Raw genomic sequence first — 19,436 nt, forward strand, 5'->3', positions numbered from 1 at the left:
CATTTTACCAATCGGCCAGGTGATTATTACTGCTATAAATCATTTCGCCAATTATTTTACCATCAGAATTGAAGGTGTGGGACAGCATGAAAGAGAATTTATATTTCTCACCATTTTTTTTGATAGTCATGTTCCACCACGAGTATACCACATACATATCGTTTTTAGCGTAGTAGATGCAGTCCGGGTAACCCATTTGCTCGATCATAAATTTTTTGTCGGGTGTAAATGTTTTATTATAAATTTCCTTTTTCTCATCCACTGTTTGGTATTCACCTGCTTTAAGAGCAATGTGCCCCATTTGGGCATCAGCTGCGTAAAAGCTGCCCCAAAGCTCATAGTCTCGGTCAATAAATGCATTCATTGCCTTGCGAACAGTTAGAATATGGGGATGGTTGATGTACACTGTTCCGTTTTCTTTGGTTTGGTGGCTATTACTTATCTCTTCAAATACATCGTTGTTGTAATACCAATGGATAGACGTAATTTTACCATCTTTATTAAAACTGTACAGGCGGTGTACTGGCAACTTGACGTTAATGCCTGTTTTAATGTTTCGCGCGCTCAATATCATCCAGTCCTGAACCCAAAGACCTCCATCTTTATATTCCAAGGCATCAGGGTAGGCTGGCTTGGCATCTTTGAATTGTATGTTTTCAAATTCTTTTTGCCACCAGTCGTAGTTTTTGCTCAGGTTTGTCTTTGTCCATGGCCGCATAATGCCGTGACTGAACACTTTAACGCTATCTGAAAAATAGTTCATGTAAGCTTCTTTATCACCGGCTTCAAAGGTTTTCCATAAAGCAGCAACTTTATCAATTGCCTCATGTTCCGAAAAGATGGTGCCATTTTTCTTTTGTGAATGCGCTGTTAGTCCAACTAAAAGCAACACCAGTAAAATACTCGTTGAAGTTCGCATAACGTAATGTATTTAAGTGATTAAACGAGAATTGAGGCGTAAAGATACTGCTGTATTCAGCGCGAGTAAAAGCAGGAAGAGGTGGCAATGTATGGTTAATATTGCTGAAAGTCAAATTATTGGAGGTATCAGTGTCGCAGCTGATTGATGATGGGGTTCTGCTTATTCAGGATGTGTTGTATTAAGCACTTGATGTAACTTCGTCTGGCGCTAGCTTTACAAACTGGGCCAGACGAAGCTTTTCTTAGTCAGCAATTTTAATTACTGTTCGACCTTTTAGCTTGCCAGCCAGAATTTGTTGGATGCTGGCTGATACTTCTTCTAATTGTATCTCTCGGCAGTTGGCCTCAAGTTCTGATGGTTTCCACTCATTGGCGAGCAGCTCCCAAACCTTCACCCTTTCGCTCATAGGGTAGTTTTGTGAATCGATACCTATCAATGACACGCCTCGCAAAATAAATGGAAATACGGTGAGATCTAATTTGGGAGAAGCTACGTTTCCACAGCAAGTCACTGTGCCTAGGGCTTGTGTCGATTTAATAATATTCTCCAAAATAGTGCCCCCCACTGTGTCAACAGCCCCGGCAAAAGTTGGTTTTAACAGAGGTCTTTTGTCCAGGTTTTCTAAATCTTGGCGCAGTATTACTTCTTTTGCACCTATTTGTTTCAGATAGGGAGTTTCAGCTTCTTTCCCTGTGATGGCGGTAACTGAATAGCCCAATTTACTGAGTATCGACACGCTTATTGCGCCCACTCCTCCGGTGGCACCAGATACAGCAATGGGACCATCGGAGGGGTTGATCTTTTCTGATAATCTTAAGACAGACATGCCGGCCGTGAATCCGGCTGTTCCAAATATCATGGCTTCCTTCATTGTGAGTGAAGCCGGTAATTTTACCGCCCAGTCAGCTGGTACTTTGATGTATTCGGCAAATCCACCATCTGTATTCATGCCGAGGTCGTAGCTGGTCACTATTACCTGTTCCCCTGTCTTGAAAAGAGGACTGGCTGACTCTTCAACAACGCCTGCTGCATCAATGCCAGGTGTGTGAGGGTAGTTTCTTGTGACACCTTTATTACCCGTGGCCGACAAGGCATCTTTATAGTTTAATGAGCTGTAGTGCACCTTTATCAAAAGCTCACCTTCTTGCAAGGGACTGGTCGTGAGCTCCTGAATGGAGGCTTCAAATTGACCTGAACTTAGCTCTTCCACGCGAAAGGCTCTAAAAGTCTTTTTCATATTTTTCATGCTTGCACTGTTAATTGTTTATTTTTGTGCAAAATTCAGCATAAATAAATTAGATATCAATAACTTACAAAAAGTGCCTTAGCGCACATTTATTTCCGTATTGTTGATATTCAGTCACTTGAGCACATAAAAAATGGAGAAAAGTTATTGTCCGATAGATACCTTTATTAATGCCGTGAAAGGCAAGCGTAAAGGAACCATTATTTTGCACCTCTCGCAGGGTAATAAAAGATATTCTGAACTGGTTAAGTTGCTCACAGATATAAGTGAACGGATGCTCACCAAGCAGCTTAGAGAATTGGAAGATGATGGTTTGGTGATTCGGAGTGTTTTTCCTGAAGTGCCGCCACGAGTGGAATATAGTTTAAGTGAATTGGGAAAAACCATTCATCCTTTTCTTAAAGGCATGTATAAAGGAGGGCTTTTACTCGAAAAAAGCCTTGAAAATAACTCGCCACAATCGCCTTAGTTTTGCAAAGGCAATTGCGGTAGGGAGTTGTGAACGGAATAACTCAATTTTGTTCCTCTTACACAGTTATTTGAGTCTTCTATCTGATGTTGAATGAGACAGCCAACTCTATGGACATATATAGTTAATTCGGTCTATTTATCCAATTTCACGCCCCGGGTAATGAACGACAGGCCTTGTTGTCCATAAGTTGAAATCATTACTGCTTCAAATAACGGAGGAATGTTGCTGTTTTTTGCCGCCCAGTCAAATACAAAATTCGCACCGGAGCCCCCTTCGTTATCCTGCTCCTTAATAATTATTTCAATGGTTTCCATGGGTTTTAAAAAGACCGGGTGTTTCAGGTATTGCCTGATGTGGTCTCCCTGCGTGTTGAAATAATCGGCTTTAAGTATGTGCACCGTGTCGCTTTGCGATATGTTTCGAATGCTGATGGTTACGGCCAGGTCAACTGTTCTGTGCTCGTGAATATGATAGATGTGTGAATAAACAGGGAGGTAGCTTTGGCCCTGCGCATACCCATTAAAATCTGCGGGAGCTGATTTTCTATTGGCCCAATCCACAATTTTTATGGTGTCCTTTTTTGCCGGATGTTGGCACGAAAAACTTAGTAACGCGATGAATAGTATAAGTAGATTTCGCATGGCAGCTTTTTAGCAAAGTTAACAAACTTATTAGTAAACTTTTCTTCTAAGTGTGCAGTTTGGGCCGTTCAGGATGACTTGCTGCATAAGGTGTAATATGCCTATGGGTTATGTAAAGGATTAATGGGTGTGCTGTTGTATTAAAGCAATGCAGCCAGTCGAGGAACTTTCTGTGCTATTTTTATTGCAATGTCGCCCAACTCCCTTATGTTGTCAGCCAATTGAGACTTTGAAATATTTTCTTTGGATGCCTGTTCAACCACTTTAATAAGTACCGAATAAACTCTTAAATCTTCAGTCCCCGGTGTCACTGCGTCAATTTCTTTTTTAGACAAGCCAGTAAGCTGCTCCAGTTCGTCCTTGTATAGTCCATCGAAAGCTGCATCGGCTTCTGCAAATAGCTCTTTGAATCGTCCCATTTTTACTTAGTTTTATTGGTTATTGTTTTAATCTGTTTAGTTATTTCTTCTATTTTTTGGAGTGCTTCCTTACTTTTAATATCAATCTCTTTCCCTTTATTTATAGCTGTTTCCACAATGTCAGATGTCTGCAACAGAATGCTGTTAAGTTCAGCTTCAGCTCCATCAAGGCCGGCCAGAGACAGAGCTTCCTGCTGGGCTTCTTTCACTTTTCTGATGGATTCCAAATAGCTGGTAATGGTTAAATTGGCGTAAATGGCATTTGCATAGGAGGCTTTGATACGCGCTATCAGTTCTTTTTTTTGTTGGGTTATTGGGGTTAATAATTCCGTTCTTTTCTTCTCAATCTGGTAGTTGGCATCTTCCAGAAATTCAGTCATGACATTTAGCGCTTCATCCGTTTCTGTTTTACCTCCCGTTTTTCCAGCCGCTTCAATTGTGCCATAAATAGACGCTTGCTGGTTCGAGTAGTTTTCCATCTCCTTTTTCAGGACATAATGAATGATAAAGGGTGCGTAAACGTCATCAATGAAGCGATTAACATCGGTGATGATTTTATTGTAGTATAAGTCAATCATGGATTCGTGCGACCTCTGAAGCGTTTGGATATCGCTCCCTAATACTTTTGATAATTCAACCGTTTCTTTAGGGATAGAAGCACAGGAGCTAAGTAAAGAAATGATGATGATCGCCGCTAAAAATTTTAATTGCATGGGGTATGATGTTTGGTTAGCTATTAGGCTCCCGCTGGTAACAGGAGCTTTTTAGGAATTGGTTTTTCGAGTTTAAAGTGTTTAACCGGAGTTGACCTGCTGGAGGTAACCAGGTTTTGTATTTTGATAAGTAAAAATATAAAAAATCTTTGATACTCCTACTAAAAGCGTCAATGATAGTGAGTTTCATCTGCTTGAATGGCGGAGTGCCATCTTGCAGGTGCTTTATGTGGCTCCATTGCAGAGTGAGCGGCTGCCAGACCAGGTCTTTTCGTTAGTGGAGGAATGTATGTTGAGATACGGCTATAAAAATAGCGGTTAAAGTAGCACCTTAACCGCTATTTATCTGTGTATGCAATAATCGTTTTTATCTTTCAATTACCAAGTCCCAGTGGGCGCCGCTAATGTCGGTTATTTTAAGGGTGTAGCTGCCTTGTGGTAAGTTGGTAAGGGCGTCATTGTGTAGACTTAGCTTTGCTTTTGCACCAAGTGGTACAATTAAGCTATGCTTCCCCGGTTTTATTTTTGCCACGTAGTAGTTGGCAATGCTCTCGGTGGGTAAAGCGGCCAAATCATCTTGTTTATATTGCAGCACTGTGTTATTATGCTCATCGAGCAGGTGTATGCTGATTACCCATGAGCCATATACATCCACGCCTTCCGTGCGGTAGACATCGAAGGAGAGCGTCGAGTTATCAATTTTGCCCTCTGTGATCTCCAGCTTTGGCTTGACTGATTTATTGTGAAGTGTTCCCCATAGCCCGCCGTGGAAAATCTGGTTCGTCATTAAGGTGGTGCCAAAAATGATTAGAGAGCCGATTAAAACAACTTTTGGGAAGAGGCTTTCTTTTATGGGAAGGATGCCCGAGCCAAGCCAGCTGAACCATTTCTTTTGAGTAAATGCAACATCCTTTTTTATCAGGTAGTTGTCTATGGAGTATTTTCCACTACCCGTTAAGAACAAGACAAAACCGGTGGCTATTCCTAAAACACCTATTTGCCATTCGTCTAAACAGGTAGTTCCTATCCAGCCTGAGCCAAGTAATATGCCCAATGCTAAACCGAATACACCAATGCTCATCAGGCGCGTAAAGAAGCCAAACATTATTAGTAAACCTACAATGCCTTCAATAATGGTGAATGCAACCATGCTTATCCACAGGCTGTCTGGATTTTCTACCAGGTATTGGATAATGGGTTTAATGCCCAGTGCATTGGGCAGGAAATGATTGAATTTTTCGCCAATATAACCGGCAACCTCCGGGTCGAGTTTGTTGGCCAATAGTGTTCTTCTCCAAAAGGCTGAGAAATAGGTCCAGCCTATTACTAGTCGTACAGCCAGTGCTAAAAGTCCGGCATCCTTTTTTATATTATTGGTATTCATGTGTTTGTATTTTAACCGTTATTTGGAACTTGCTACCATAGCTATTTGTCTGATTGATAAATACTCTATGCTCGCTTGTTTCATACGTTTTACGTAATTGTTTATAAAGAGGAGTTTCTTCCTGATAACTCTTCGTGAGCTTTTTCGAACTTGATGTGGGAGCGTCCAATCATCGCTTGCTGCTCAATTGCATTTTTAGCTGCTTGAGTAAGCTTAGTCCGCAATGAATTATAGATAAGCTCTTAAGTTTCGGTATAAAATGTAGAACGGAACATCCCTGGCTACCTTATTTTGTGCCAAAGCAGGGGAGGACGAAGGTGCTTGCCGGGGATTGTTAAAATCAAACTGATAAAAATTAGAAATGAAGCCATCGGGCTGCTGCGATGTTGTGGGAGAGTTGGCCAAGGCCGACTCCAAAAACTCAAGCGATAAGCAGCTGAGCTGATGCACTGCCGATTGACTCTTGTTTAATACTTCGGATGGAGGAACGCCCAATTCGGATTGGATAGAATGCCTCACCTTACAAGGAGAAATCAGCAGTAAAAGTACCAATGCAGGAACGGACAGGTACGACCAGAGGGCTTTTATTTCGAATGGTTTTTTCACTACTGCAAATGTAAAAAAAGCCATTGGATGGTTTTGTTAAGGCGATCCTAATACGCACAAATCTTCAATGATACAGGGCAGCAGGAGTGTGGCTGGGTTAACTCACCATGGTTTGCGGTTGCCGTTCCATTCATATTTTTAGAGCGCTTGGTTTTTGCAGGCTAGTTTATTGTCAGGTAAGCCAAGTTGGTCAATGAATTGGGTTAGGTCTGGTAACGATTTTTTATCGATGAACTCGGCAAAGATTCTTAACTCTTTTTTGTCTGATATGAGGGCGTAGCCATAGGAAGTCCTTTTAATCTGACTGATTTCGTTTAATCGGATTTTTCTGCCGAAAAAAGTGTGTTTTTTAATGGCCCCATTTTTAATCGTCAGGTATTGATTAATTTTCTTATGGAGGAAAATTGCAAAGTAGAGGATGGCTACCATAAAGAATCCCAAATTTTTCCAATTATCAGCGGCCTGATGATCGTAGCCAATTAGTCCGATAATAAGCCATAAAAACCCAAAAGCCAGATAATAATAGACGCGATGTTTTTTATAAGCTATTTTCATATCATCAACTGTTTACTGGCTAATGTACAGAATTTTTATCCATTTCATTGGATGCAATATATCTTAAAATCCATATTGGCCATCGATTAAAAGTACTTTTATTCGTTCTTAGTCAAACTGCCCTTGTATGATGGTATAATAGTTACAAATTTTATCTACGGATTTACAGTCCATGCACTTCCCGGTTTTTGTGCACGGTGTTTTTTTATTTAACCTTTTGGCATCAATGGGAGCGGCAATATTTCTTATTCGAGCCACCGCTTCTTCATCATTCTTCACAATTTTATTGGTTCCACAGACCAGAAATACGCGTTTGGGACCAAATATTATTGGAGCCACCCGACTGCCATTACCATCTAAGTTAAATATTTTACCTTCAAGCGTAATCGCATTAATCCCACTAAGAAAAAGGTCAGTCGAAAAATTATCTCTATAAAGCTGGTCTTTCTCGCATCGTGTTAGGTCTTTTCTGTATTTATCCAGAAAGTTAATATTACTGTTCCTCAAAAGTTCGAATACTCCCATTTGTTCGAGTGTTAGGGAGTCGCCAGTCCCTACTGTAATATTGGGTTTCAGATGATCAATAAAAAAATCAATTAGTTTTTCTTTCGATGTGAAATAGCTTGCTTCAATTCTATTTTTTTTAACGACCTAATGAGCTGCTCTATTTTTTCTATATCCATTTTATTCATCAATAACAGTACGAGTTCTTTTCCTTATCCTTGTTAGAAGTTACACTATTGTTGTTGGTTGGTAATCTTCATAAGTAGGAGGTAAATTTTTGGGGACTAATTCCATATATCATTAGATTTGGTTAGAATGACCGGTTGGTTATCAGTTACTAGAATTGTGTGTTCATGTTGTGTTACGTAGCCTCCTTTGTTTCCAACAAGTGTCCAGCCATCGCTTAATTCAACCGCTAATGTTGATTCAGTTGAAATGAAGGTTTCAATAGCAACTGTTGTGTTTTTCTTAAATCTTTCTTTGTTGGTCTTTACTCTGTAGTTTAATATGTTTTCAGGCTGTTCATGTAAGCTTCTGCCAACTCCATGTCCAGCCAAATTCTTGATTACTTTAAATCCATATTTTTTTGCTTCTACTTCTATCAAATCGCCAATATCAGCAATTTTTACACCTCCTTTGATGTTATGAATTGCTTTGTATAAGATTTGTTTAGAGGCATCAACAAGGGGTTGATGATTGTAAATGTCTTTCCCCAGAATAAAAGAACCGCCATTGTCGGACCAAAACCCATCTAGTTCAGCCGATACATCAATATTAATTAAATCGCCCTCCTTTAAAATTTTTTCCTCAGATGGAATGCCATGAGCCGCTTCTTCATTTACACTTATACAGGTATAACCCGGGAATCCATAAGTTTCAAAAGGGGCTGATTTAGCTCCGTAACTTTTTAAAATCTCACCTCCATATTCATCCAGTTCCTTGGTTGACATGCCAACTTTTGCATATTCCCTCATTAGTTTTAGTGTCAGTCCTACAATTTCACTAATTCTTTCCATTCCAATTAATTCGGCCTCTTTTGTGATCGACATATTTATTTTCTTTTATTTAAATTTATCTATTAGTTCGGTCAGCTTTTCATTAATGTCTTCTTCCAAAATCCCTCCATGGTAACAAATGATTTTACAGGGATTTAATTTTTTTATTTTTTCCAAAGATTTTACAGCTGATTTAATATCTAATGTAAACGATGGATTGGCTATATTTAACTTTCCATTTTCAATGACCATTGAGTCTCCGGCTACTAAGGTTTTTGTTTTAGGGTGGAACAAAGATATATGCCCTTTAGTGTGCCCGGGTGTGTGAACCACCAATATCCCGTGCTCACAATATTCCATATCAACTAGCCCTTTATCTACATTAACGGGCTCTATGCGTTTTAACTTTTCAATAAAATTTATTGCCCATTTTTTTATACTCTTTGGGTATGCTGTCCAGAGATGCTTCTGCTTGAATAAGTCTTTCTGATTTGGTGAGGCCTGAAATAGAATCTTTTTCATATTCGCCACAGTATACCTTCAAATCTATATTTTCCTGTTTCATTAATTTCAAACTGCCCAAATGGTCATAATCATCATGGGTAACAAGCACTCCTGAAAGGTCTTTTATTTCTACCCCATGTAAGTTTAATTGCGATTTAAGCTCTGGATAAGTTTCTTTATACCCGCAATCGATAAGGTAATTGCGATTCTTACTTTGAATCAACACCGGGAACAAAACAATGTTCTCGCCATCGATTATCTTTTCAATTTTTAATACAATCAGTTTCATTTGCTGTTTATAGTTGTTTAATTGTCAGTTGGGTGTATTTTTCAAACCTAAACTAACATAACGCATTTGAATCGTCGTTTTAATATTGTTTTTTCACCTGAGCTCTCAAATAAGGGCTACTAGCATAGAGAACAAGGCCTACCACATTTTGAGATTGCTTTCGTATAGTTTACTCGTTTTTCCGATTTTGTCTGTCCCGGTGAAGGGGAGTAACTGAACTGCCTGAATATGCCGAAGCAAGCTTATTTTCCGGAGTATAAGTCATTTACTTTTCGGAGGTCAGTTGAATTGTTTATTTCGTAAAAATAATTCAATTGCCATTTTTGAGTTCTCTCTGCCAGTTTGCTCATTGGAATATCCCATTGAGGGTAAACTCTGAATGCTCTTTTACCTTCTTTTGTTTCTGTTGAAATGATTCCCTTCTTTATCAGTATTGATTTGGGAAATACGAATTGGCCGTATTTCTCTTTCTTTCGAGTGTTCACAACGAAGAAATCGATTTCATCTTTCTGGGTAAATGGCTCAATTACCCCGTTTTCATTTCTTTTCCAGAATGTTACAAATTGTCCTGTTTTTTTGGGCGTGATTTTGGCATTTCGGTAAAAGATATTTAGTTCGTTAAGTTTAAATTGACAGGCACCATATTCTTTACCTTCCAGCTCTTGCCTATAGTCTGCAATTTTCAAAGAGCATTTGCTATAGATCTCCCTATTAATTTCATTGAGGGTTTTATCCATCTGTTCTTAATTCCTCTGGTTATTGTTTCCCATGCAATGCCGAAATAATATTGACAGTATCGGACTTATACCTTTGTGTCGAGCCAAAGTTAGATCCTTTTACGTAGTTCAAAGAGTAGATTTGGTAGATACTACGGCCCACATATGCTGTTATTATTGACTATAACTACTTATAATTCTTTTGGTTTCTTTAGTATGTGGCTTTTTATACGCGCATTAATAGCCGGTTATGCTTTATTAACCAGGCAATTCATCCAATAGCAGAGATAAATGCTTTTAGCACTGCTGAGTTGTATATTCAGTTGTCACCCTAAAAAAATGGTGGATTTTCTTTATTCCATGCGGGCGAAATGTATAGGTTGCTTTAATTGTTCCTATACAATGCATTTGATTGGATAAATCGGGAAGATGCAAAAGGTTGGTAACCTTCCACTGTTTTTCACCCAATGTTTTTTGTTTAAGTTCACTGATAATTGGTACTTGTTCCTTGTTCCTGATACGCTTCCACTACGGGTGATTGGTTATAGGCATTGATGTGCCAGACTATGACAACAGCAAATGTTTTATTTCCAATTGCATTGAAAACTTATCGCCTATTCGAAATAGGATGTTCTTCATTCAGTTCCAATAAATCCCACAGATTTCCGTATAGATCTTTAAATACAGCAACCATTCCATAATCTGCTTTTTTAGGTTCTCTTACAAATTCAATTCCTTTTGAAACCATTTCGTTATAGTCTCTCCAAAAATCATCTGAATTCAGGAAAAGAAATACTCTTCCCCCTGTCTGATTTCCAATGAAATCTTCCTGTTTTGCATTTGATGCTTTTGCAAGAAGAATTGTTGTTCCTATGGAACCCGGGGGAGCAATTACCACCCACCGTTTATCTTGTTCTGGTTGGTAAGTGTCTTCAAGTAATTCGAAATTTAATTTCTTGGTATAAAACTCAATTGCCTCATCATAGTCTTTTACGACCAATGCTATATGAACTATCGTTTGTTTCATCTGTGTTTTTCCTCTGTCTTTATGAATTGGTGCTATAGGGGAGATGGCTACATTAGGTTAACATCAGTAATTCCTCCTTCTATCCACAATAAAAGTACGATAATTATTAAAAAATGAATGTTAAGGTTATTACTAATTATGTAAGTAATATCGGCTATTGTCAGGTCTATCGGCTATTGATACTTCCACTGCAGGTTAGAGGACCTGCGGCACTTAAGGGGATGCCTGTTTGCATCCTCATACAGAAAGATTTGGGCAATTATTGCTAACTGCCCAAAATCCACTGCAGCATCCTTGTGCCTTTGTTACGGCCCACTATTTACTCTCTCCAATGCTCTGGTTTATTCAATTCAACCGAACAAATCACATTTCCTTTACTAGTTACAATTCCATCCGGATGTAACGATTGAACCATCCATGCATTGGCGTGCTCATTTGGTATTGGATGAGGGGCGTTAAATCCAAGTTTTTTAGCATCGGGAATAAATCCAAACTTGGGGTAATAGTCCGTGTGCCCCAATACAAACACCATTTCGGAGCCCATTTCTTTTAATCTGTTTAACCCTTCGGTAATCAGTAAGCCTCCAATACCTTGCTTTTGGTATTCGGGTATGACCGCTAAGGGGGCAAGAATATGGTTTAAGGGCTGTGTTGTGCTCATTTCGTTTATATACACGCGGGTAAATAAAACATGACCAATGGGCTTTTTATCATGAAATGCCAGCAAGGATAGAACTGGTTCGGCGCTTGTGTCACTTAGCAAATCGGCCGTTAACCGGGCTTCTTTCACGTAGCCAAATGCTCGCTCTTCTACTGTCATAATGTCTTCGAAATCCTTAGGATTCGTCTCTCTGATTTCAATATTTATTTTTGTCATACTAATGTATCGTTTAGGGACACCTACCTTGGTAGGTTAACTCAAGGTTCTGCTAAAATTAGCTGAATTGTGCAGCTATCCTGATAGTTGCAGAACAATGCGTTTTGCAATTTCTGCAAAAGTGTCGTAATGAAATTATTTAACAGGAATAGGTGACGATCAGAATCACACACAATGTAACTTGATCAACACATTGCTTGAAGAGTTCGACAGGCGTTATGTTTTTTTTACCCTTATCAGAATAAGGGCAGCACTTTCCATAGAAGACCGCCTGCCTGCTATGCCGAATACTTATAGGTATTGAATGAAGTTTTATTCATAAGCCACAAGGATACTCTTTTTTAGTGAGTTATGAAAATAGTATTGAAATTTTATCTATTGTAATGGCCTCTGGCAGACGCTGCTACCAGGCACAACTAGAGTTGCACCGGTGGCGAGCGTTGCAATATGTTCTGGCTTGAGGGTTCGGTTATTTATTCACTCCAAACCCCGTTTTTAAACAGTTGGAACCATTTTTCTAAATCGCTGTCCTTTTTAAGCCCTAGTGTTCTAAAAACCTCTCTGGCGAATTCGATTGGAGCAATGCCGTTTGCCGTAATAATGTTCTTATCTGTCTCAGCCAATTGGTTTTGGTAATAGTTGCTCCCCTTATACTCTGGCGCAACGGCTTTTAAATAATTCAGGTCGATGCTGGTATGATTCAGGTTATCTAAAATTCCCAATTGTCCTAAATAGACTGTTGCCCCACAGATGGCCGCAATTGTTTTTCCTTTTTCAAACAAGTCTTTTACCAGTTGGTCGATGGTGGTGATTGCTCTTTGTTCCCATGCCGTTCCGCCCGGAAGCACTAATAAATCAATTTCGCTACTGTTTAGTTCCTTGAGTGAAGCTAAAGGCTGAACCGACATGCCGCCCATTGACCTAATTGCATTTCCATCTGCCGAAAAGTATATCAAATCAAATCGTTCGTCCTTATTGATTTCCGGCGTTAAGTAGGAAATTTCCCAGTCTGAGAAGCCATCAAATAGAAACACATATACTTTCTTCTTCATTTTATTTTTTTGGTTTAATGAATAGTCTTTTATTGATATAGAGTGCTTTGGGTGGGTGTGTGGCCCGGCCGTGTATGCTGGTTACTTGCTAAGTGGCGCCGCGGTGGCGTAAATGTTGGGTTTTCTGTTATTGCAGATACTCCGTAATTTCTTCATAAATAATGTCGGTTCGCGCTTTATAAAAATCTTTCAGCACCGCTGTGTGGCCCTGACCAAAGATGATCAGAATGCGATCGCCCGGCTCTTCAATTTGATCAATGTTGAACATGATTCTGAAATTCCGTTCCCACCATTTTGCCACCAAATTGGTTCCGACAGGATTATTGGCATCACCCATTTGATTGGTATGGTACAGGTACATGTTTTTATTACCTGCATCAAATTCATCGCTATTGAGCAGCACAAAATAATCGCTTAGGCTGCTTTCATCATAGGCTTTTTGAGAGGCCTGCAGAATATTCGTCTTCATATCTGTAATCATATTCTCCAATTGCGCCATTTGATCAGTTTCTTCCATGTAATCGCTTAGCTCTTTAAAGGGCAGGCTCATTTTATGATCGGCCGGATAAATGTGGTGATGCCCCATTTTCCTGGCCAATCGAAAGCCTATTTGTTGGCTCTCGTGGATGGATAGGGCATGAGTACCTTTTAAATATAACTGGTAGAGCGAATCTGTTTTATGATCGCCGAAGGGATGCTCAACCAGTATTTTGGTCGGCTTAAAGTCGCTTAATCGATTCACCAGATCTTTGATCTCATTCTGCCTTTGAGCAGACGCCAAATCATCAGCCTTAATAGAAATAAGATCGGACGTGCCCGCAAAATGGAAGACGCCCAGTAAGGCGATTACCGATTTTTTGGCTGGCGCATCAGTATCTGTCTGACCTTTTATCATATAATTGGAGGCCATCAACATTATTACTACAATAATACTTGCTTTCTTCATGGGGTTTAGTGATTGCTGTTGGTTATTTTTTCATGACTGCCCGAGGCTTAAATTTCGATGTTATAATTCGCCCTTGTTGGCATAGTCTTTTTATCTTTTCCGTTTATAATGACTCTGTGTGATCTGATCCAGATAAGTTTTTGTTCCAATCAATTCAAACTGTAATTCGTTGGGTAGTTCGGCAAATAAGGAAATACCGCCGCCTAATAAAATGGGGATGGTGGTAAGCACCATATCATCTATTAAGTCCTCTCGCAAAAAACTTCGAATTGTGGAGCCTCCATCCACATATAAGCGATAAAATCCTTTTTTGTGAAGGTGGGCTAAAACGTCCATTGGTGGTCCTTTGAGCAAAAACGCCTTGTCTTTATACTTTTCCGGTATTTCGTTTAATGTGTGGCTCAATACAAAAACAGGTTGAGTATAGGGCCACTCCATATCAAATCCGATCACTGTTTCAAAGGTTGTGCGTCCCATTACAAGTGCGTCAATGCCTTTCATAAATTCCAAATATCCCATATCATCGTTGCTGGGATTAGGAATGGAAGATAGCCAATCGATTCCTCCATTTTTATCTGCGATATAGCCGTCTAAACTTGTTGCGATAAATACGCTGTTGTTTTTTTTCACTTGCTGTTCTGTGTTTATGTATTATTGATGTCCCTTCCAGAATTCTTCAATCGTCCAGAGGGGCTTTTCGCCTATTCCATTTCTTATTTCTTTTATGACTTGTTCATATTCCTCGGAATTAAAATTGGACCATGCAGTCTTATTCGAATCTCTCCAAAACTTAGCTTTTCCATTAAAATTCTTCGCGGCTAACTCCTTTAGCAATACAGAATCGATAGGTGGATGAATGAATTTTGAATTAGGATGCTTGTAAAATCCGCCACAAATAATAATTGATTTTAAATAGACATTGATAAGTTTTGTGCTCACTCCATGCGTAAAGGGTATTGACTCTTCTTTGGCATAGGCGATAATTTCATCACGCCACTCTCTATGCATTATGCACATAGTTAGTTGTAGTTTTTATCTTGTTTTTCACATTCTCAGTGAGTTTAAGTGCGAATTGATCCACGTCTTTCACAATAATTTTTTTATCTGCATAGGGACTATGTAGCGTTACTGTTGGTAATTCAGCTTCAAATAGTTGATTCATATAGTCCAATGCTTGCGGTCGTCTATAGAAAAGCATGCCTTCTGGGAAATTATTTTTTTGATGCCATACTTCAAATTCTTCCCAAAAACAATGATGCTTTGGGCAAGCTATTTTTTCAAATAGTTCGGGATCAATAACTCTGGCGAAGCGATACAGGCCGTGAATTTCGGAAGCAAAACATTTAGCCATTTTATTATCCAGTTTGCCAACAGTATGTTCCATTTTTTGATACGCAATGCATAGTTCCTGCAGGCAGTTGCTGGCTTCTGTGCTGTTTTGGTTGACCAATGCAACAAAATATAAAACAACATACTTTTCCCAACGCGAAATTTTTTTTGAAAGAAACTTCTGTGCTTTTTGTAAACTGTCTGTTTTTAGCGAAGTTTCTTTGTAATAGAGTACTTTCAATAAATTAAACGCTATTTGGGTGTAAAATTGGTCTTTAGCAGGAGATAAAGCTTTGGGCAGGAATGAGTCAATCACACCAAAATCGTTACAGGCAAAAGCGCAAAATACGTTCATTAAAATATTACAGTGGTCTGTTCCGCTCGCCGTCATACCGCTGTTTAGAAGTTTTTGCCGTGAAGTTTGGTATAAAACATTATTTAATAGTTCACAGTTGGGTTGTTGAAACGCGAGATAGAATCCAAAGTCATTGGTTGTGTCCAATAGACTGACATACGATTTTGTCTTTTTTATACCATCCTCTTTGTCTGCCAGATATTTTTCAAAGGTGTCATTTTCCCAGGTATAAAATTCATCCCAGGTTTTGGGCGGATAATAATAGCCCCATTTCTGGAAGCTTTCTCCAGTTTTATCTTCGTAAATGGTTATAAATTTTTTTGCGCTCTTCATTTCTTAATTATTCGATATCGAAAACTTTTTTGCACCCGAACTAAAACAGCAGTTAAATAGATTAGGTATGCTTATGTTTTATTCGGAAGCTTTGCGTGGGCAATTATGGCTACCAGGTTGCCATCCGAATCCCACTATATTCGACCTAAAAGTACCATAATTATTTAAAGCAGTGTTTAGGTGTTTTTGCTTTCAAAGTCTGAAACGAAATTATGGGAGTGCCATGGTTGATCATTCGCAAGCAGCTCCCAAAGTCAGGTTATTAATAGCTGTTGATAGTCGTTACCAACTTCGGCGAGCGGGGGGCTCGGCTATGAGTGTTGCGTGGTTTAGCGCTTAACTTAGCAAGTACCCACCAAACTGAAAATCTGGGAGGATTTTCAGAAGTAGACAAAAACCAGGCAATTACTTATAGCCATTGTTGGTGCAGTTTTTATTCCTTCATTTTTTTGTAAATTAATGAACCCGTTAAAAGGGAATCATTTTTAATTTCAAAATCTCTTGTTAAGACACCTAAATTACTAAAGTACCCGTCTTCTTCTTTTGTATAGATTTTTCCATCTAAAATCCCCCACCTAAAAGTGTAATAATTATCTTTTTTGCCAATGGAAATGATAGGCCAATTTTCTGAATTTTGATAGGTCCCCAATATTTTGTCCGTAATGTTACTTTGGATTAAAAGTTGTGAATCCTTAGGATATGAGATTTCATTCTCTCTATCAAAACTTTTGTCAAATTTTGGTTTTTCACTCTTGAAAATACTGTCTGCTGCTAGGCCATTGATTAGACTGTAAGCATAATCTGCCATTAAATGAGGCAACAGATAGGCTCTGTTATCATTTGAAAATGCGATAATTCCATTTTTTTTATCTGGCATAAATGACATATGAAAGCTGATTCCTGCCAAGTTTCCGAAGCGTGTTAGGATTTTTTCTTTCTGATATTCGGCAATATCCCAACCCAAACTGTAGCCATTACGGTAGTAAGAGAAATAGTCTTTATTTTGAGGTGTGGTCGAACTATGAAGCTCTGACCAAGAGTTTTTATCAAGCAAAATATGGTCTTCTCTAATATTTGCACTTAACCATTTTGAAAGGTCGTTTATAGTGGAAATTATACCACCTGCTGCGTGCATTGTAAGGTCTTTTTTATAAAACCCTTTTTCAATGATTTGTCTTTCTTTGGAAACGGTAAGTGATGGACGGATGTCTTTTAGGCTATAATCACTAACATTGGTACTTGTGTTTTCCATTTTTAAAGGGCTGAAAATATAGTCGTTCATTTCTGACTTCCATGTTTTTCCTGTGACGCTTTCTACGACCATACCTGCGATGATAGGACCAACATTGGAATATCGATATTTACCTGATGGGTCATAAAGAAAGTCGGCATTTAAATCGTGGATTAATTCTTCATTTTTACCGCTATATCCCAAAAAGGCCGTTTTCCAGGTCATACTTGTGCTAAATGTTCCGTGAGTGTGATTTAAGAGGCTTTTTATTGTGATTTTCTTAGTGTCTATACTGTCATTGTAATTTAGTTGAGGAAGGTACTCATTAAGTGATTTGTTTAAATCGAGTAGCTTTTTCTGTTCTAATATTTTTAGTAATGTTCCTGTAAATGCTTTTGTGCTGGATGCAATATAAATAGGGGAATTATTGTCAAGAGAAGACTTTTTACCATTTAAAATATCCCTGTTGATAGCAAATGAATACGCCAATCCATTTTCATCAACTACGGCAAAAATGAAATCTCCAAACAACTCTTTGTCTTTGTAGATGTGTTTTATTCGGTTTTCGAGTTTTGATGAAAAATTGGGATGTTCTTTTTTAAATTTGCTTGTGTTTTGAAATGTAGAATCTTTATCGGTATTGCAAGAAAATGCCAGGAGTAAAAAGAGTATTAAAAAATGTGGTCTGATAATTCGATTTATTTTTTCCATTATTTATTGTTTTATAAATAAGACAATAAAATTGTTAAATCGGTTACAGGTTTATAGGGGGAATTGCACATAATGGCCTGCCGCATGAAGCGGATGGAGGTTTATCCTAACAAACGTTCCAAGTTGAGCGGAGCCAAAGCGTTGTATTTGTTTTTAACTTTTCATTTTTAAAGCCAAATCAACCTTTGGCGGTGGTTGCCGAAGCCACAAAATTTCAATATTCATTAATTCTTCCAATCCATGCATTCATAATGAACTCTTGAAGTATGTGCAATCGCAACTGGTTTCCCATCTATTTTGCCTGGATTTGTGTGAATATTTTCAAATAGCCTGATAAATTGAGCTTTTAGTATTTTAGAATTACTTTCAATAGATAATGAGTCACATGCTATAAACTGTGGGCAAACAACGATATTTGATAAAGTCCCGCTAGTCTCGACTACAAAAGCAAACCAAACATATATTGGGCAACAGCTTAATTCATCTAATCTTATTTCCTTATTTTTTTTCATAAAGAACTCACTACTGCTAAATATATCAGGCATTTCTTCAGCTATAAATACAACTTTTCTTTCTGTAGTATCAATTGTCGCAAGATAGTTCCTTAGTGAGTCTTTACAGGTTTGTCCATGAATTGACAAGCCAATAGATAACAATAATAAAATGGTCAGTTTCCTCATGTCAAAGTGTTGCTAACGGTTCGGCAATGAAGCTGTGGCGATAGCCATGCTTTATTAGCCACTGTTGTGTGCAGCGTTATTTTCTTTTTACTTTCAATGTATATTCAGAATTCACTATTTCACCGTCTTTAACGCCAGGTACAAAAGGTTCAAGTGTTAAAATTTCAAGTTTCACAGCTTCATAATCCTTGTTTCCTATAGAATCCAAATCTGCGATAAATCCATTCTTGTCGATTTTGATATTCAACTCAAAATCCTCGTATTTAATTTCTTCAATGACCAATTCATCTATTAACAATGAATACCCTCTCATAGAAATTGATATCAATTCTGAGTTGTCAAGTTCATTTGATGAATAAAATTTGGAATTATTTGATCTCACTAAGTTTTTATTGTAATTCAAGAATTCAAATTCTGCTTTATGAACATCCTTTAATTTTTTCGTTGCTGAGCAAAATCCAAAACCGTATTTGCCATCAATTCTTTCTTCTGCGTATATCAACCATTCCTCTCCAACACCTAGATAAATATCACAATCTGAGAAATAAATTAGAGTATCACCATTTTCAACTGTTTTATAATTTTCAGGAGTACTAAATACTATAAATTCAGATATACTATCACCTTTAAATATATTTTTTATTTCAATTTCTATGTTATAAGAGTCCTTTGTTCTATTGAATACCTTTTTTACTTTACCTGAAACAATTACATCGCAATGATAGTATTCCGAATCATATGAATACTCACCATCACAATCACACGGAGACACTTTCATAGAATAAATCAGGAAAGCAAATAGTAGGATTGTTAATCTTTGCATATTGTTCGTTATAAATCTGCTTTTCTGCTAGATGTGGGGAATGCGCTACAACTAGTGGATATCCCCAATCACCTCATATATCCCACCTAAAAGTACAATAACTATT

At 38.2% G+C, this 19,436-nt stretch carries 23 protein-coding genes and 1 pseudogene; 1 reads left to right on the plus strand and 23 read right to left on the minus strand.

Features of this window, described 5'->3' with window-relative positions:
• Positions 1–4: 4 nt before the first annotated feature.
• Both ACSX1H_RS04915 and ACSX1H_RS04920 read right to left on the minus strand, forming a co-directional pair.
• Entirely contained in the window at positions 5–919 is a 915-nt protein-coding gene (locus ACSX1H_RS04915) for a nuclear transport factor 2 family protein (protein WP_439182622.1), read from the minus strand.
• 244 nt (positions 920–1,163) lie between these two features.
• Positions 1,164–2,168 (minus strand): YhdH/YhfP family quinone oxidoreductase, encoded by a 1,005-nt coding sequence (locus tag ACSX1H_RS04920; protein ID WP_439182623.1) that lies wholly within the window; start codon positions 2,166–2,168, stop codon positions 1,164–1,166.
• 133 nt (positions 2,169–2,301) lie between these two features.
• Between ACSX1H_RS04920 and ACSX1H_RS04925 the strand changes: the two genes are divergently transcribed.
• Complete coding sequence (locus ACSX1H_RS04925) at positions 2,302–2,637, plus strand: winged helix-turn-helix transcriptional regulator (RefSeq protein ID WP_439182625.1); 336 nt, start codon at positions 2,302–2,304, stop codon at positions 2,635–2,637.
• A 134-nt stretch (positions 2,638–2,771) separates the two neighbouring features.
• On the opposite strand, the gene ACSX1H_RS04930 is transcribed toward ACSX1H_RS04925, so the two are convergent.
• The 21 genes and pseudogenes from ACSX1H_RS04930 to ACSX1H_RS05030 form a co-directional block, all read right to left on the minus strand.
• Positions 2,772–3,281: a DUF3124 domain-containing protein gene (locus ACSX1H_RS04930; RefSeq protein ID WP_439182626.1), complete on the minus strand. Its 510-nt coding sequence runs from the start codon at positions 3,279–3,281 to the stop codon at positions 2,772–2,774.
• A gap of 140 nt (positions 3,282–3,421) precedes the next feature.
• Positions 3,422–3,700: a hypothetical protein gene (locus ACSX1H_RS04935; protein WP_439182627.1), complete on the minus strand. Its 279-nt coding sequence runs from the start codon at positions 3,698–3,700 to the stop codon at positions 3,422–3,424.
• 2 nt (positions 3,701–3,702) lie between these two features.
• Positions 3,703–4,413, minus strand: coding sequence for a hypothetical protein (locus ACSX1H_RS04940; RefSeq protein ID WP_439182628.1), 711 nt, complete (start codon positions 4,411–4,413; stop codon positions 3,703–3,705).
• A 367-nt stretch (positions 4,414–4,780) separates the two neighbouring features.
• A complete protein-coding gene (locus tag ACSX1H_RS04945; protein WP_439182629.1) occupies positions 4,781–5,797 on the minus strand; it encodes a TQO small subunit DoxD in 1,017 nt (338 codons plus the stop codon).
• A gap of 228 nt (positions 5,798–6,025) precedes the next feature.
• Positions 6,026–6,427 carry a hypothetical protein gene (locus ACSX1H_RS04950; RefSeq protein ID WP_439182631.1) on the minus strand — a complete coding sequence of 134 codons (402 nt, stop codon included), beginning with the start codon at positions 6,425–6,427 and terminating at the stop codon, positions 6,026–6,028.
• Between the two features lie 114 nt (positions 6,428–6,541).
• Complete coding sequence (locus tag ACSX1H_RS04955) at positions 6,542–6,958, minus strand: hypothetical protein (RefSeq protein ID WP_439182633.1); 417 nt, start codon at positions 6,956–6,958, stop codon at positions 6,542–6,544.
• Positions 6,959–7,066: 108 nt separating this feature from the next.
• Positions 7,067–7,594 (minus strand): annotated as a pseudogene (locus ACSX1H_RS04960) (lactate utilization protein); the annotation flags it as partial.
• Positions 7,595–7,746: 152 nt separating this feature from the next.
• A complete protein-coding gene (gene map, locus ACSX1H_RS04965; RefSeq protein WP_439182634.1) occupies positions 7,747–8,511 on the minus strand; it encodes a type I methionyl aminopeptidase in 765 nt (254 codons plus the stop codon).
• 12 nt (positions 8,512–8,523) lie between these two features.
• Complete coding sequence (locus tag ACSX1H_RS04970) at positions 8,524–8,979, minus strand: MBL fold metallo-hydrolase (RefSeq protein WP_439182635.1); 456 nt, start codon at positions 8,977–8,979, stop codon at positions 8,524–8,526.
• Positions 8,867–9,250 (minus strand): MBL fold metallo-hydrolase, encoded by a 384-nt coding sequence (locus ACSX1H_RS04975; protein ID WP_439182636.1) that lies wholly within the window; start codon positions 9,248–9,250, stop codon positions 8,867–8,869. The genes ACSX1H_RS04970 and ACSX1H_RS04975 overlap by 113 nt, the downstream gene beginning before the upstream one ends.
• 242 nt (positions 9,251–9,492) lie before the next feature.
• A complete protein-coding gene (locus ACSX1H_RS04980) occupies positions 9,493–9,987 on the minus strand; it encodes a MepB family protein (protein ID WP_439182638.1) in 495 nt (164 codons plus the stop codon).
• A 586-nt stretch (positions 9,988–10,573) separates the two neighbouring features.
• On the minus strand, positions 10,574–10,993 hold the full coding sequence (locus ACSX1H_RS04985) for a VOC family protein (RefSeq protein ID WP_439182639.1): 420 nt from the start codon (positions 10,991–10,993) through the stop codon (positions 10,574–10,576).
• 319 nt (positions 10,994–11,312) lie between these two features.
• The gene (locus tag ACSX1H_RS04990; RefSeq protein ID WP_439182640.1) at positions 11,313–11,870 is read right to left on the minus strand and encodes a GNAT family N-acetyltransferase; all 558 of its coding nucleotides are present in this window, start codon (positions 11,868–11,870) and stop codon (positions 11,313–11,315) included.
• 473 nt (positions 11,871–12,343) lie between these two features.
• Positions 12,344–12,922 carry a type 1 glutamine amidotransferase family protein gene (locus tag ACSX1H_RS04995; RefSeq protein ID WP_439182641.1) on the minus strand — a complete coding sequence of 193 codons (579 nt, stop codon included), beginning with the start codon at positions 12,920–12,922 and terminating at the stop codon, positions 12,344–12,346.
• Positions 12,923–13,049: 127 nt separating this feature from the next.
• A complete protein-coding gene (locus ACSX1H_RS05000; RefSeq protein WP_439182642.1) occupies positions 13,050–13,868 on the minus strand; it encodes a DUF5694 domain-containing protein in 819 nt (272 codons plus the stop codon).
• A 90-nt stretch (positions 13,869–13,958) separates the two neighbouring features.
• Positions 13,959–14,498: a dihydrofolate reductase family protein gene (locus ACSX1H_RS05005; protein WP_439182643.1), complete on the minus strand. Its 540-nt coding sequence runs from the start codon at positions 14,496–14,498 to the stop codon at positions 13,959–13,961.
• A 21-nt stretch (positions 14,499–14,519) separates the two neighbouring features.
• Positions 14,520–14,876 (minus strand): hypothetical protein, encoded by a 357-nt coding sequence (locus ACSX1H_RS05010; RefSeq protein ID WP_439182644.1) that lies wholly within the window; start codon positions 14,874–14,876, stop codon positions 14,520–14,522.
• Positions 14,869–15,699, minus strand: coding sequence for a hypothetical protein (locus ACSX1H_RS05015; protein WP_439182645.1), 831 nt, complete (start codon positions 15,697–15,699; stop codon positions 14,869–14,871). Before ACSX1H_RS05015 ends, ACSX1H_RS05010 begins: the two co-directional genes overlap by 8 nt.
• 619 nt (positions 15,700–16,318) lie before the next feature.
• Entirely contained in the window at positions 16,319–17,827 is a 1,509-nt protein-coding gene (locus ACSX1H_RS05020) for a serine hydrolase domain-containing protein (protein WP_439182646.1), read from the minus strand.
• 224 nt (positions 17,828–18,051) lie between these two features.
• A complete protein-coding gene (locus tag ACSX1H_RS05025) occupies positions 18,052–18,507 on the minus strand; it encodes a hypothetical protein (RefSeq protein WP_439182647.1) in 456 nt (151 codons plus the stop codon).
• Positions 18,508–18,583: 76 nt separating this feature from the next.
• Positions 18,584–19,330 carry a hypothetical protein gene (locus ACSX1H_RS05030; protein ID WP_439182648.1) on the minus strand — a complete coding sequence of 249 codons (747 nt, stop codon included), beginning with the start codon at positions 19,328–19,330 and terminating at the stop codon, positions 18,584–18,586.
• Between the last annotated feature and the right edge of the window lie 106 nt (positions 19,331–19,436).

Source organism: Carboxylicivirga taeanensis (assembly GCF_051851475.1).
Classification (GTDB): Bacteria; Bacteroidota; Bacteroidia; order Bacteroidales; family Marinilabiliaceae; genus Carboxylicivirga; species Carboxylicivirga taeanensis.

What these genes read in the sequence shown, in the direction of transcription:
- ACSX1H_RS04920 (WP_439182623.1), bottom strand. Translation starts at nt 2,168, where the DNA reads ATGAAAAATATGAAAAAGACTTTTAGAGCCTTTCGCGTGGAAGAGCTA.
- ACSX1H_RS04940 (WP_439182628.1), bottom strand. Translation starts at nt 4,413, where the DNA reads ATGCAATTAAAATTTTTAGCGGCGATCATCATCATTTCTTTACTTAGC.
- ACSX1H_RS04925 (WP_439182625.1), top strand. Translation starts at nt 2,302, where the DNA reads ATGGAGAAAAGTTATTGTCCGATAGATACCTTTATTAATGCCGTGAAA.
- ACSX1H_RS04990 (WP_439182640.1), bottom strand. Translation starts at nt 11,870, where the DNA reads ATGACAAAAATAAATATTGAAATCAGAGAGACGAATCCTAAGGATTTC.
- ACSX1H_RS04970 (WP_439182635.1), bottom strand. Translation starts at nt 8,979, where the DNA reads ATGAAAAAGATTCTATTTCAGGCCTCACCAAATCAGAAAGACTTATTC.
- ACSX1H_RS04985 (WP_439182639.1), bottom strand. Translation starts at nt 10,993, where the DNA reads ATGAAACAAACGATAGTTCATATAGCATTGGTCGTAAAAGACTATGAT.
- ACSX1H_RS05010 (WP_439182644.1), bottom strand. Translation starts at nt 14,876, where the DNA reads ATGCATAGAGAGTGGCGTGATGAAATTATCGCCTATGCCAAAGAAGAG.
- ACSX1H_RS04975 (WP_439182636.1), bottom strand. Translation starts at nt 9,250, where the DNA reads ATGAAACTGATTGTATTAAAAATTGAAAAGATAATCGATGGCGAGAAC.
- ACSX1H_RS04995 (WP_439182641.1), bottom strand. Translation starts at nt 12,922, where the DNA reads ATGAAGAAGAAAGTATATGTGTTTCTATTTGATGGCTTCTCAGACTGG.
- ACSX1H_RS05030 (WP_439182648.1), bottom strand. Translation starts at nt 19,330, where the DNA reads ATGCAAAGATTAACAATCCTACTATTTGCTTTCCTGATTTATTCTATG.
- ACSX1H_RS04980 (WP_439182638.1), bottom strand. Translation starts at nt 9,987, where the DNA reads ATGGATAAAACCCTCAATGAAATTAATAGGGAGATCTATAGCAAATGC.
- ACSX1H_RS04930 (WP_439182626.1), bottom strand. Translation starts at nt 3,281, where the DNA reads ATGCGAAATCTACTTATACTATTCATCGCGTTACTAAGTTTTTCGTGC.
- ACSX1H_RS05025 (WP_439182647.1), bottom strand. Translation starts at nt 18,507, where the DNA reads ATGAGGAAACTGACCATTTTATTATTGTTATCTATTGGCTTGTCAATT.
- ACSX1H_RS04945 (WP_439182629.1), bottom strand. Translation starts at nt 5,797, where the DNA reads ATGAATACCAATAATATAAAAAAGGATGCCGGACTTTTAGCACTGGCT.
- ACSX1H_RS05020 (WP_439182646.1), bottom strand. Translation starts at nt 17,827, where the DNA reads ATGGAAAAAATAAATCGAATTATCAGACCACATTTTTTAATACTCTTT.
- map (WP_439182634.1), bottom strand. Translation starts at nt 8,511, where the DNA reads ATGTCGATCACAAAAGAGGCCGAATTAATTGGAATGGAAAGAATTAGT.
- ACSX1H_RS05000 (WP_439182642.1), bottom strand. Translation starts at nt 13,868, where the DNA reads ATGAAGAAAGCAAGTATTATTGTAGTAATAATGTTGATGGCCTCCAAT.
- ACSX1H_RS04955 (WP_439182633.1), bottom strand. Translation starts at nt 6,958, where the DNA reads ATGAAAATAGCTTATAAAAAACATCGCGTCTATTATTATCTGGCTTTT.
- ACSX1H_RS04915 (WP_439182622.1), bottom strand. Translation starts at nt 919, where the DNA reads ATGCGAACTTCAACGAGTATTTTACTGGTGTTGCTTTTAGTTGGACTA.
- ACSX1H_RS04950 (WP_439182631.1), bottom strand. Translation starts at nt 6,427, where the DNA reads ATGGCTTTTTTTACATTTGCAGTAGTGAAAAAACCATTCGAAATAAAA.
- ACSX1H_RS04935 (WP_439182627.1), bottom strand. Translation starts at nt 3,700, where the DNA reads ATGGGACGATTCAAAGAGCTATTTGCAGAAGCCGATGCAGCTTTCGAT.